This window comes from Streptomyces sp. NPDC057623 (assembly GCF_042800355.1).
In the GTDB taxonomy this organism is placed as follows: Bacteria; Actinomycetota; Actinomycetes; order Streptomycetales; family Streptomycetaceae; genus Streptomyces.
The window spans coordinates 1-11966 of the sequence record NZ_JBHVGZ010000088.1; the positions used below are offsets into that span (position 1 = coordinate 1).

10 protein-coding genes are annotated in these 11966 nt (G+C 73.1%); 4 read left to right on the plus strand and 6 right to left on the minus strand.

The features are described from left to right. Positions 1-147: 147 nt before the first annotated feature. The 5 genes from ACFU95_RS44805 to ACFU95_RS44825 form a co-directional block, all read right to left on the minus strand. Entirely contained in the window at positions 148-531 is a 384-nt protein-coding gene (locus ACFU95_RS44805) for a luciferase family protein (protein WP_383841511.1), read from the minus strand. A gap of 87 nt (positions 532-618) precedes the next feature. After that, positions 619-1521 (minus strand): YceI family protein, encoded by a 903-nt coding sequence (locus tag ACFU95_RS44810; RefSeq protein WP_383841514.1) that lies wholly within the window; start codon positions 1519-1521, stop codon positions 619-621. A gap of 57 nt (positions 1522-1578) precedes the next feature. Next, entirely contained in the window at positions 1579-2664 is a 1086-nt protein-coding gene (locus ACFU95_RS44815) for a maleylacetate reductase (protein WP_383841517.1), read from the minus strand. After that, entirely contained in the window at positions 2661-3524 is an 864-nt protein-coding gene (locus ACFU95_RS44820; protein WP_383841520.1) for an intradiol ring-cleavage dioxygenase, read from the minus strand. The genes ACFU95_RS44815 and ACFU95_RS44820 overlap by 4 nt, the downstream gene beginning before the upstream one ends. 69 nt (positions 3525-3593) lie before the next feature. Beyond that, positions 3594-5333 (minus strand): FAD-dependent oxidoreductase, encoded by a 1740-nt coding sequence (locus ACFU95_RS44825; RefSeq protein ID WP_383841523.1) that lies wholly within the window; start codon positions 5331-5333, stop codon positions 3594-3596. A gap of 161 nt (positions 5334-5494) precedes the next feature. Between ACFU95_RS44825 and ACFU95_RS44830 the strand changes: the two genes are divergently transcribed. Beyond that, a complete protein-coding gene (locus ACFU95_RS44830; protein ID WP_383841526.1) occupies positions 5495-7258 on the plus strand; it encodes a helix-turn-helix domain-containing protein in 1764 nt (587 codons plus the stop codon). Between the two features lie 28 nt (positions 7259-7286). Here ACFU95_RS44830 and ACFU95_RS44835 read toward each other — a convergent pair whose 3' ends face one another. Next, on the minus strand, positions 7287-7880 hold the full coding sequence (locus ACFU95_RS44835; protein ID WP_383841529.1) for a hypothetical protein: 594 nt from the start codon (positions 7878-7880) through the stop codon (positions 7287-7289). 196 nt (positions 7881-8076) lie between these two features. On the opposite strand from ACFU95_RS44835, the gene ACFU95_RS44840 reads away from it, so the two are divergent. The 3 genes from ACFU95_RS44840 to ACFU95_RS44850 all read left to right on the plus strand — a co-directional run bounded on the left by ACFU95_RS44840 (position 8077) and on the right by ACFU95_RS44850 (position 11953). Then, a complete protein-coding gene (locus ACFU95_RS44840; RefSeq protein ID WP_383841532.1) occupies positions 8077-9255 on the plus strand; it encodes an FAD-dependent monooxygenase in 1179 nt (392 codons plus the stop codon). Positions 9256-9375: 120 nt separating this feature from the next. Further along, on the plus strand, positions 9376-11475 hold the full coding sequence (locus ACFU95_RS44845; RefSeq protein ID WP_383841619.1) for a molybdopterin cofactor-binding domain-containing protein: 2100 nt from the start codon (positions 9376-9378) through the stop codon (positions 11473-11475). Between the two features lie 22 nt (positions 11476-11497). After that, the gene (locus ACFU95_RS44850) at positions 11498-11953 is read left to right on the plus strand and encodes a (2Fe-2S)-binding protein (RefSeq protein WP_383841535.1); all 456 of its coding nucleotides are present in this window, start codon (positions 11498-11500) and stop codon (positions 11951-11953) included. Positions 11954-11966 lie beyond the last annotated feature (13 nt).

The following is an 11966-nucleotide window of genomic DNA, read 5'->3' on the forward strand; positions in this document are numbered from 1 at the left end:
AGTCCCGCACAGCACCCACGGCGCCCGGCACGCACCCTCGCCGCACCGGCCAAAGGCCCAAGTACGTCCAGTACGAGGGCCTTCGCCCGGCACGCCGAGGGCACGCACCGGACACCGCGGGCACCGCACGGGACTTTCGCAACACCCCTAGCCGCGGGGCAGCACCGTGACGCGACGGAAGTTGCACTGGTCCCCTGCCGTGCGGCCGGCAGGGGAGGGGCGGCTGTGATGGGCCTTGAGCGCGGCGCTGACCAGGCTCATCAGCAGATCGACATCCGTGTCGCAGTCGAGGTGCACGGTCACCCAGTCCGAGCCGGGGACCAGCCGGATCGCGGTCGACTCCCGGAGATCGTCGTGGAACCGCCGGATGACACCCGCCGTCAGGTGCAGGTCCACGTCCCGGTCCGAGTGGAAGTGCACGATCTCGCTGTGGACGGAGCGCAGTGCCCGCCCTGCGCCGCAACCGGCCGGGCCCGAACTGAGGTCGGGCCAGACTTCCAGTTGCTCCATGGCGCGCTGGGCCAGTGTCATGTCCCCATAGTCACCCGATCATCGCCTCGCAACCAGAGGTTGAGCGATTCGTAACCGGGGCGTGAGGTACCTCCGGGCCATGGCCGCCTACTCCGGAGGCGTCGGGGTGTCGTGCGTGCGGTACATCGCCTGGACGTCGAGCTCCAGCTGGACCGTCGGCCCGACCACCGCGATGCCGCGCGCCAGCATGCTGCGCCAGTTCAGCGTGTAGTCCTCCCGGTGCAGCTCCGCCTTGGCCAGCGCCGCGCACCGCAGCTCCTCGCCGTAACCGCCGTTGACGGAGCCCAGATAGGTGGTGTCCAGCTCGACCGAGCGGCTGATCCCGTGCATGGTCAGGGAGCCGTGGAGCGTCCACTTGGTTCCGCCGCGGTAGGCGAACCGCGTGCTGGTGAAGTCGATGTACGGGTAGCGCTCGACATCCAGGAAGTCCCCGGAACGCAGGTGGTTGTCCCGCGTGTTGTTGCCCGTGGTGATGCTCGCGGCCTCGATGCGCACCGACACCCGGGAGGCAGCCATGTCCTGTTCGACGCGTATCCCACCGGTGAAGCGCTCGAAGCGGCCGTGGACGTGGGCCATGCCGACGTGCTTGGCGATGAACCGGATCGCCGTGTGCGGCGGGTCGAACAACCAGGTGCCCGGGGCCGGCAGATCCAGCTGGCGTCCCGACATCAGCTGGACCCGCGCCGTGGGGAGCGTCGTGCCGCCGATGACGTCCACGGTCTCCTGGTGCGGGGTCAGGCCCTCGGCTGTGATCCGCAGGCCGTAGCGGCCCGGCGGAAGCGCCGCGCGGAACAGCCCGTACGGATCCGTGGTGCCCCGCACCACGACCTCGTGCGAGTCCAGTGCCGTCACCGTCACCTCGGCGCCCCACATCGGCAGTCCCACCGGATCCACGACCTCGCGGGCCACACCGCCGGCACCGGACGGCACGGGAAATCCGGCGACGGGCACCCCCCGGGAGCGTCGACTCCTGAGCAGTCCGAGGGGCATGACCATCACCTTTCTTCGGGGTGGGGGAGGGGGAGCGTGGAGGAAGGAAGAGGGGGTTTACGGCTGGGTGGTCTTCGGCGGCAGGCCCGCGTACGCCGCCCGCAGCAGGGCGAGCACGCCGTCGGCCGTGACCGGGCGGGGGTTGGCGTAGGCCGCCTGGCCCGCGGTCTGCGCGGCGGCCGTCGCCAAGTCGGTTTCGGCGAGGCCCAGTTCGGCGAGGGAGCGGGGCGCGCCGAGACGTCCGGCGAGTTCCCACAGGGCGGTGGGCGCGTCGGCCGCGTCGAGGGCGCGCGCCACGGCGTCCGTCGCCTGCGGGGCCGCGGGCGCGTTGTAGGCCAGGGCGTACGGCAGCACCACCGTGTGCGTCTCGGCGTGCGGCAGTCCGAACGTGCCGCCCAGGACGTGGCACAGCTTGTGGTGCAGGCCCATGGTCGTGGCGCCCAGACAGGCCCCGCACAGCCAGGCCCCGTACAGGGCACGCCCGCGGGCATCGAGCGACGCCGGCTCCTCGGCCACCGCCGGCAGCGCCCGCGCCATCGCCCGTACGCCCTCCTCGGCCATCAGTGCCACGAGCGGCGAGGTGTCGGGGGCGTACAGGGCCTCCACGGCGTGCGCGACGGCGTTGACGCCACTGGTCACGGAGAGCGGCACGGGCAGGGACAGGGTGAGCTCGGGGTCGTAGACCACGCTGCGGGGCAGCACCTTCGGGTCGCGGCCGGTCCGCTTGACGCCGTGCTCGGTCAGGCCCCAGACCGGGGTCATCTCCGAGCCGGAGTAGGTGGAGGGCACGGCGACCAGCGGCAGACCGGTGCGCAGGGCGATCGCCTTGCCCAGCCCGATCGACGAGCCCCCGCCGACCGCCACGCACCCGTCGGCGCCCGCCGCGCGAGCCGCCCGCACGGCCGCGTCGGCGACCTCGACGGGGACGTGCATCCGGGCCCGGTCGTGCACCCCGGCGCAGGCCGGGCCGAGCGCGTCGGCGACCGCCCGCGCGGTGTCCGCGCCCCGCTCCCCGCACACCACCAGCACCCGTCGCAGCCCGAGCCGCCCGACCTCGCCCGGCGTCGCGGACACCGCGGCGCCGGGCCGGAAGACGACCCGCACGGGCCGGGCCTCGTAGGAGAAGTCGAGGACGTCGCTCACGACCGCTCCAGTACGAGGTCGAAGCGGGCGTGCCGGAACGGGTTCGGCACGTCGAACTCCCGCGCCGCCGACGGGTCGTCGACCGGGGTGAAGCCGGTGACGAGGCCCGGCTTGACCGCGAACACCGCGTCCGAGTCCAGGTACGCACTGCCCTCGACGAAGATGTGCGTGGTGACCGGGGTGTGCCCCTCGGCCGAGGCGATGAAGTGGATGTGCGCGGGCCGGTAGGGATGCCGCCCGGTGGCCTCCAGCAGCCCGCCGACCGGCCCGTCCGTCGGGATCGGATACGGGCTCGGCACGCACGTACGGAACCAGAACCGCCCCTCGTCGTCCGCGGTGAACAGGCCGCGCCCGTTGCCCGGCGGCTGCACGTCCGGCCGCTGCACGTCGTAGAAGCCGTTGCCGTCGGCCTGCCACACGTCGACGACCGCGCCGGGCAGCGGGCCGCCGTCCCGGGACAGCACCCGCCCGCTCACCACGCACGGTTCGCCGTCGCCCACCAGGTCGATGTTCGCGCCGAGCTCGCGCACCGGCGACTCGGTCATGTGGAAGGGGCCGAGGACCGTCGACTCGGTGGCGCCGGGGCCGTGCCGGTCGTTGATCGACTCGACGAGCATCGACAGGCCCAGGACGTCCGACAGCAGGATGAACTCCTGCCGGGTGTCCGTGCACGTCTGTCCGGTCGCCGTCAGGAACCCGATCGCGCGCTCCCACTCCTCCTGCGTCAGCCGCGACTCCCGCGCGAAGGCGTGCAGATGCCGGACGAGTCCGGTCAGCAGCTCCCGCAGCCGCGGGTCCGCCGTCCCCCGCAGACTGGCGACGACCTTGTCGGTGACCCTGTCTGGCGTGTCGCCGGTCATGTCGGCTCCTTCCCCGGCTCCTGGCACTTCCCGGCTCCCCGGTCCTTCCCCTGCTTGCGGGCGTCCATCTCAACCGTGCCCGAGAATCCGCCGCAGCGCGTCCGTGAGCAACCGTTCGGCGTCCCCGGGCGCGTCGGCGTGCCGGAACGCCACATACCCGTCAGGGCGGACGAGGAGGGCGCCCGCGTCGGAGATCTCGCTCAGGCCGGCCCAGTCGCCGTACGGGTCCTCGTACTCCTGGCCCGGCCCGACGACGACCGTGGCGATGTCGACGGGCTGCGCCGCCGCGGCCCGCGTCCACGCCTCGCCGCCGATGCCGGTGAGCAGCGTGAAGCGGCCCTTGCCGACGGTGTCGAGGGTGGACAGGGTCCGGGTGCCGGAGGTGATCCACGCGTGCGGGAGCTTGGCGCCGGGGCGGGAGGTGGGCTGATGGTGCAGCTCGGGGTCGCGGGTGGAGCCGGGGGCGGGCGTGCCGTCGGGGACGACCGCGGCGGAGGCGTAGCGCTGGTTGAGGTCGACGCCGTGCGCGTTGAACTCGTACACCTTGAAGGCGATCGCCTCGCGCAGCGTGGCCCGCTGCTTGGCCGCCGCCTCGGTGGCGTCCTTGCGGGCGGCGATGTTGGCCCACAGCTGCTCGGGCGTCTGCGGCGAGAGCCCGTCGAGCGCCGCGAAGACCGGGGCGGTCTCGGCGATGGACTGGTTGGCTCGGGTCACGATCTGCCGGCCGACCGGCGCGCGCTCCTCGGTGTAGGTGTCCAGGAGACCGGGCGAGGCGACGCCGTCGAGGACGAGCTTCAGCTTCCAGGCCAGGTTGTAGGAGTCCTGGATCGAGGTGTTGGAGCCGAGCCCGTTGGACGGCGGGTGGCGGTGCACGGCGTCACCGGCGCACAAGACCCGGCCATTGGCGTACGTCTGCGCGTACATCTCGTTGACCGTCCACGCCGAGGACGACCTGACGGTCACCGGTATCTCGTCGTCGCCGACCAACTGCCGCACGACGGACAGCGCGTACTCCTCGGTGAGGTCGGGGGCGCCCGCGCTCACGTCGTAGCCCCACACGATCATCCACTCGTTCCAGGGCCGTACGCAGCGCACCAGACCCGCGCCGATACCGCCGACGGTGGCGCCGGGCGCGAGGACCCAGTAGAGGGTGGAGGGGCGGTGCGCGGTGTACCTGCTCAGGTCCGCGTCGAAGACGATGTTGATGCTGCCCGCGACGCCCATCTGACCGCCCATCGGCAGCCCGGCGTCCGCGGCGACCTGGGAGCGGCCGCCGTCGGCGCCGATCAGGTACTTGGCGCGGACGGTGTACTCGTCGCCGCGCAGCCGGTCCTCGACGGTGACCGTGACACCGGCCCCGTCCTGGACGAAGGACTTGTAGACCGTGCTGAAGCGGAGGTCGGTGCCGCGGGCGATCGCCGCGTTCACCAGCACCGGCTCCATCAGGTGCTGCGGCATGTCGCACATGCGGGTCGGGCTGGCCAGTTCGTGCGCCGCCTGCACGAGCGGGTCGTTGCCCCAGGACCGCACCCGGCCGAGCTCCTCGCCGGCCAGGCTGGTGCAGAAGGTCGTGTTGCCCATCAGGTGCTGGGGCGTCGCCTTGGCGATCACCTCGTCCTCGACGCCGAGATCGCGCAGCACCTCCATGGTCCGCTGGTTGGTGATGTGCGCGCGGGGCGTGTCGGCGAGGCTCGCGTACCGGGTGACGACCATGTTGCGCACGCCATAGGTGCTCAGCGCGAGCGCGGCCGACGCGCCCGCCGGGCCGCTGCCCACGATCAGTACGTCGGTCTCGACAACGGTGTGCACGACAGAACGCTCCAGGAGACGAGGCAGGAGGAGAGACAGGAGACGCGTACGGACTCCCACCCTTCAAGATCATGGAGCTGTGCCGTCCGCCGTGGGTGTCTCAATACGAGACAGTCCGGCGTCGCCGCGTGCGTGCTGCCCCCGATACGGTGAACAGTGCCATGACCACCGCCGAACACCCTCCTGCCCTCGCCCCCCTCCGCCATGCCCGCGAACGGTTTCTGACGGGACGCCCGCTCCCGGACGGCGTTCCGGAGGACGTCGTAGCGGCATGGCGGCGCGCCCGGTTCTTCGGCGTACGGCCCGATCTCGACGGCCCGGTGCGCGAGTCGGCGCACCCCGTCGACTCGCCCCTGCTGGAGGCGGCTCGTCCGGTGCTCACCCGTATCGCCCCGGCCCTCGACACCGGACGGTCGGCCCTCGTGCTCACCGACGAGCGGCCGCGGGTGCTGTGGTCGGCCGGCAGCGCGCCCGGCGACGACACGCTCCGCGACCTGTCCGAGCGGGAGGTCGGTCACAACAGCGCCGCGCTCGCCCTGCGCACCCGGCGCCGGGCGGAGGTGCACGGCCCCGAGCACTTCCTCGACGTGTGGCAGGACGTCTCCGCGGTCAGCGTGCCGCTGCTCGCCCCGGAAACGGGGGAGGTCCTCGGCACGGTGACGATCGCCTCCGGCCTGTGCCCCGGCTGCCGCCCGCACCCCGGCGCCGCCCTCGCCGAGGCGGCCGCCACGGCCGTGGAGGCGGAACTGCGGGCACGCGCGCGTACCGCGGAACGGGCTCTGCTCGACGCCTATGAGCGGGCCGCGCGGGTCCGCGAGCGGGCCGTCGTCGCGCTGGACGGCCGCAACCGCCTGGTCAGCGAGGCGGCGGCACACCTTGCCTCGCCACAGGTGCTGGAGGCGCTGGAGCGCAGCGCGCGGGCGTGGGGGAGCGGGGAGAGGAGCGGGGACGGGAGCGAAAAGGGGAGCGGTCAGTCGTACGGCATCTCGCTTCCCGACGACGCCGGATGCGGCGTCGAGATCACTCCGGTACGGCATGAGGGGCGCCCCGCAGGTCTGGTCGCCGTGCTCGAACCGCACCCTGTGCAGGCGGTGCCGACACTGCCGCGTCCGGCGAGCACGCTGGTGGGAGGCTCGGTGCCGTGGCGGCACGCGGTCGCGCGGGCGACGGCGTCGGCCCGGACCCCGGGGCCCCTGCTCGTCGTGGGCGAGCGGGGAACGGGCAAGACCACGCTCGCCCTCGAACTCCTCGACGGCAGGGCCCCCTCGGTGGTGGACGCCGCCGAATCACCCGAACTCGGCCTCAGGGACCACGCGTGGGCCGGCGACCGCCCCCTGCTGCTGCGCCACGCCGAACGGCTGGCCCAGCCCGACGTCGCCGCCCTCAACTCCCTCCTGGACGAGCGCCCGGAAGCGTTCCTCGTCGTCACCTACACGCCGGGAACCCCGCCAGGCCCCTGTCTCCAGCGTCTCCTCGACACCCTCGCCGCCCGCTCGGTGACCCTCCCCGCGCTGCGGGAACGCCCCGAGGACATCCGCGAGTTGCTCCTCGCCCTCGCACCCGGGCCGGTCCCCGGCAGCCCGCCGCTGACCTGGACGCTGGACGCCCTGCGGGCGCTGGAGCAGCATCCCTGGCCCGGAAACGTCACCGAACTCGCGCACCTCGTACGGGCGGTGGCGAGTCAACGGCGGGCCGGCGGGCCGGTGCGGCGCAGCGCATTGCCGGATCCCGTCCGCGAGGGACCCGCGGGACGCAACCTCAGCCCGATGGAACTCGCCGAACGGGCCGCCATCCTGGAGGCACTGCGCCGCCACGGCGGCAACAAGGCGCGCGCCGCGACGGCGTTGGGGATCGCCCGTGCCACCCTCTACCGGAAGCTGCGCGAGTATCAGGGCCGGGATGCGCTGATCACCCCGGAGCCCTGATCGCCCAAGTACCCTGCGGGCCTTCGCCTCAGCGCGCCCCGGTCCAGTTGTGCGCCACGTCGACCACGATCCGGTCGGTCGCCACCCACACCCGGAACGGCAGCCGCGCCCGGACGCCGAGGCCGATCTGCGTGTCCCCTTCGAAGCTGCCGACGAACCGCGCGTCCCGGAAGGTGCGGTAACCCGTGAGGTTCACGCCCTTCAGACGCTCACCGGCCCGCACGGGATACGTGGGCTGCCCGGTGTCGGGGTCGTAGGCGGGGGCGGCCACCCGTACCTCCAGGACGGCCCCGCCGCCCACGGGGACGTGGTTGCCCGACCCGTCCTGGTAGAGGCGGCTGACGTACCTGACGGAATAGCCGAGGCCGCTGGTGCCCGCGCCGGGAACGTCGACGACCATGCGGTCGAAGCAGGCGTGCCGGCCGGTCCTGACGTTGGTCAGCGACTCCGTCGTGGCGGCGGAGCGGGTCTCGGCCACGCTGCCCCAGCCGGTCGGGCAGGCCGTGGTCTGCGCGGTCGTCGTGGTGGTGGTCGTGGTGGCCGCGGCCGGGACCGCCGCCACGCCCAACGTGGCGGCCATGAGCGCGGCTGTGGTCGCCCATGCGGTTTTGTTTCGTCCCATTTCATCCCCTAGAAGGGTGGTGTGTCTGATATTAGGCAAGACATTCGGGTCGGCGGAATGGTTGCACCGTTCCGGAGTTCGTCGGTCCGGGCTGTACAACGATCGACGGCCCGCTCGGGAACCCGCACCGGGCCCGGGGCGTTCCACGAGGGACGGCCGCTGCTCACGGGGGCCGCACACGTACCAGGGGGGCGACGTGACGCGGTTGATCGTCATGGGCGGCGGGATCGCCGGCACCGGCGCGGCTCTCGCGCTGCACAAGGCCGGATTCGACGTCACCGTGTACGAGGCGCACCCCGACTCCGCCGAGGACATCGGCGCCTTCCTGACCCTGGCGAGCAACGGCATGCGCGCCCTGGCACAGCTGGACGCCTCCGCCGCGGTCACGGCGACCGGCTTCCCGCTGACCTCGATGCGGGTCCTGGACGACACGGGCGCCGAGACGGCCCAGGTACCCCTCGGCGAGGCCGGCACGCCCCACCTGCGGTACCGGTGCCTGCGGCGCGGCGAACTCAACACCGCCCTCCAGAGCGAGGTCACACGCCGGGGCATCGGCATCCGGCACGGCGCGCGCCTGGTGTCGATCGAGGACGGCCCGGACGCCGTCACCGCCCACTTCGCCGACGGCACCACCGCCACCGGCGATCTGCTCATCGGCGCCGACGGCCTGAACTCCACGGTCCGCCGGCTCGTCTCCCCCGACACACGGCCGGGCTATGCCGGGCAGTACGTCTTCTACGGCTACACCGGAGACGCGCCCGCGGTGGGCCGCCCCGAGACCATCACCATGGTGCGCGGCAGCTCCGTCGCCTTCGGGTACGCGGTGTCGCCGGAGGGGGAGGCGTACTGGTTCGCGCGCGTCACCGACGGCCCCTTGGCCGCCGACGCCCTCGCCGAGGGCACCCCCGCCCGATGGCACGACCTGCTGCTGCCCTTGCTGCGCAAGGACTCCACCCCGGCCGCGGACCTCGTGGCGGCCACCCCCGACCGCCTCATGGTCACCAACGCCACCGAACTGCCCACCGGGACGCCCTGGCGCTCCGGCCGGACCCTGATCATCGGCGACGCGGCCCACGCGGCGTCCCCGGCCACCGGGCAGGGCGCCTCCATGGCGCTGGAGGACGCCGTCGTCCTCGCCAAGTCCCTGCGGGACGCGCCGGACACGGAGACGGCGCTCGCCCTCTACGAGAGGCTCCGCCGCCCTCGCGTGGAACACAACATCACCGTCAGCGGCAACATCTCCCGAGGCACCCGCACTCCGTCGGGCCCCGGCCCCGGCCCGGGCCCCCGAGGCGGGGGTGCGCAACGGCCGGGCGACGACGCACTCGTACAGCAGCTGGACTGGGGCACCGACCTCTGGCGGTCCGCGCCGTAAACCGATGCGGCGGCCAACTGGCGCAACCCTGGCGTGCGTAGGCCCCTCATACAGGTCGAACCAACCCGGGTTCGCGGAGAGGAGCGCCTGTTGGCCCGTCACTTGTCCCGTCGACAGTTCGTGGTCTACTCGCTCGCGGCGACCACCCTGACCGTCGCGGCGCCCCTCGGCTGCGACGGCGCGACCGCTCAGGGCGCCGAGGAAACCGCGGCCGGTGACCGCCGGCCGTCCGACGTCCTGGTCACCGGCGCCGACTCCGAGATGCTGGTCCTGGAGGTCACCCCGGCCAACAGGGTCATCGTGCGGCTGCCGCGCGTCGAGGTCGGCCAGGGCGTCACCACCGCCGTCGCCATGATGATCGCCGAGGAACTGGACGCTCGGCTCGCCGACGTCGACATCCCGCTCGCCGACGCCCGCGACGAGGGCAACCAGTTCACCGGCGGTTCCAGCTCGGTCAGCTCGCTGTACGGACCCGCCCGGCAACTGGCCGCCACCGCCCGCGCCAAGCTGGTGACGGCGGCCGCCCGCCGCTGGCACGTCCCCGCGCGAACCCTGCGCACCCGGGGCACCCGGGTCTTCGCACCGGACGGGCGCACGGCCACCTTCGGATCGCTGACCAGGAGCGCCGCCCGGATCACGCGTCCCACGGTGTCGACCAAGCCCAAGCCCGCCTCCCAGCACCGGGTGATCGGCCGGCCCACGACCCGGATCGACGCCCGCGACATCATCACCGGCAAGGCGAGGTACACCGGAGACCTCACGGTCGCCGGGGCCGGGCCGACGGTCGTGGCCCGGCCGCCGACGATCGGCGGGAAGGTCGTCTCGCTCGACTCCCGGGCCGCCCGCGCCCTGCCCGGGGTCCACGCGGTCGTGCGGATCGACGGCGGTGTCGCCGTGGTCGCGGAGACCTTCCACCACGCCTTCCAGGCCCGGGACGCCCTGCGGATCAAGTGGGCACCCGGTCCCCTGGCGAACCTCTCCGACTCCGAGATCCGCTCCCGGCTGCGCGCCGCCGTCCCGAAGCTGGGGACGCCGCCGCGCGGATCGGCACAGACCGAGGCCGAGTTCGAGTTCGCCTTCGTCAGCCACGCGCCCATGGAGGTGCTCACCGCCGTGGCGGACGTGCGCACCGGGCGGGCCGAGATCTGGTTCTCCTCCCAGACCCCGACGTCCGCGCGCGACGACATCGCCTCGGCGATCGGCCTGCCGGCGTCGAAGGTGCGGGTCCATGTGATGCGCGGCGGAGGCTCGTTCGGGCGGCGCCTGAACTACGACGCCGCGATCGAGGCGGCCCTGATCTCCAAGAAGGCGCGCCGACCGGTCAAGCTCATGTGGAGCCGGTCCGACGACATCCGGCACGGCAGGATGCGCCCGGCGTCCCAGCACCACATCCGGGCCAGCCACGACCGGGGCCGGGTGGTCGCCTTCGCTCACGCGACGGCCTCGGTCAGCGAATCCTCCGAGAAGCAGGGGCTGTCCACCCAGGGCGGCGTCCGGTCCGCCGTACGCGCCCCCGCGGCGGCCCCGCTCCCCAGCGACAGCGGCCTCTACAACTTCGGGCGCATCTCCGGTGACTCGGGCTCGGTCGGCCTGGCGATCCCCCTCGGCGCCTGGCGTTCGGTCGACTCCGGCACGGTGCGCACCGCCGAGGAGATCGTCGTCGACGAGATCGCCCGCAGCCTCGGAAAGGACCCGGTCGCCTTCCGCCGTACGACACTGCGCGGCAAGACCGTCAAGGCCGTACTGGACAAGGTCGCGAGCGCCGGGAACTGGGGCCGGACCATGCCACCGGGGCACGCCCAGGGCGTCGCCGTCCATGAGGAGTACGACTCCAGCGTGGCCTGTCTGGTCGAGATCGACGCCGTCGATCCGAAGAACCCGCGGGTGACCAAGGTGGTGATGGCCGCCGACGTCGGAACCGCCGTCAACCCGCGCGGACTGGAGGCCCAGCTCATGGGCACCGCCGTCGACGGGATCTCCACGATCCTGCGCGCCGGCCTGCACATCGACCGGGGCGCCGTCCGCGAGAGCAGCTTCGCCGACTTCCACTACGCCCGCCAGCGGCACGCCCCGCAGCACTTCGAGGCGCACATCCTGCCCTCGCGGCGCGATCCGGGCGGAGCCGGTGAACTCGGCGTCCCGGCCGCGGCCGGCGCCGTCGCCAACGCCTACGCCCGGGCGACCGGCACCAAGCCGCGCCGCTTCCCGCTGAACTTCTGAGCCACCCGAAGAGAAGGTACCGATGCCCTCCTACTCCTTCACCCTCAACGGGAAGCGGGTCACCGTCGAGGCGCCCGCCGACATGCCCCTGCTGTGGGTGCTGCGCGACCTGCTGAACGTCACCGGCCCCAAGTACGGCTGCGGCGTGGGCGCCTGCCGGGCCTGCACCAGCCATCTCGACGGAGACGAGATCCAGCCCTGCGTCGTCCCGGTCGCCGACTGCGCCGGGCGCGAGGTCACCACCATCGAGGGCCTGGCCGACGGCGACCGGCTCCATCCGGTGCAGCAGGCCTGGCTCGACTGCGACGTCGCCCAGTGCGGCTTCTGCCAGCCGGGCCAGATCATGGCCACGGCCGCCCTCCTGAAGAAGACGCCCCGGCCGACGGACGCCGACATCGACCGGATCGAGAACGTCTGCCGCTGCGGCACGTACTCCCGGATCCGCGAGGCGATCACGAAGGCGGCCGCCGGCAGCTGACCGGATCGCTTCG